The sequence below is a fragment of the Candidatus Bandiella numerosa genome, from assembly GCF_021811875.1.
Lineage (GTDB): Bacteria > Pseudomonadota > Alphaproteobacteria > Rickettsiales > Midichloriaceae > Aquirickettsia > Aquirickettsia numerosa_A.
Genome location: NZ_JAJBJD010000207.1, coordinates 1 through 589, shown reverse-complemented (window position 1 = coordinate 589; position 589 = coordinate 1). Strand labels below are relative to the sequence as shown.

1 protein-coding gene is annotated in these 589 nt (G+C 35.0%); it reads right to left on the bottom strand.

All coding sequences use genetic code 11. The annotated features are described in order from the left end of the window. Positions 1 to 589 (bottom strand): IS6 family transposase (locus tag L8D11_RS05400; RefSeq protein WP_236870645.1); only part of this gene is annotated, 589 nt, incomplete at both ends.

Sequence of the window (589 nt, the reverse complement as noted above, 5' to 3'; positions counted from 1 at the left end):
ACTGCGAATATATTTCTTACTTTCCCCATTAATGACAGAGTTTGTTGCAATCCCCAGGGTGATTTGAACTTTATCAGACATTTCTCCTTTCTTCGTGTTGGTTGATGTGCATTTTCTACGCGATTATTCAGTCTTTTGTGACTTCTATGTTCTGTTTTAGGGCACATCACCTTAATTGGCTTGATATAACTCTTTAATTTATCTGTAACAATTACTCTTGGCACTGGATATGATTGTATCAATCTTGATAAAAAGCGTATCGCCGACTTTTTATTACGACGCTTCTGTAAAAATACATCTAACTCATATCCCTCTGAGTCTACAGCTCTCCATAGTATAAAATATTCTCCATTTACTTTCATTGTCATCTCATCTAAATGCCATTTATCTGTTACTTTCCTTTGCTTCTTTTTGATTACTTTTTCAAATTCCTTACCGAACTTGTAGCACCAGCTTCTGATAGTTTCATGACTTACTTCTATTCCTCTGTATAATAGTTGCTCTCTCACATCACGATAGCTCTGATTAAATCTATGATATTGCCATATCGCCTGTCCTATTATCATCATTGGATATCTATGTCTGTTTG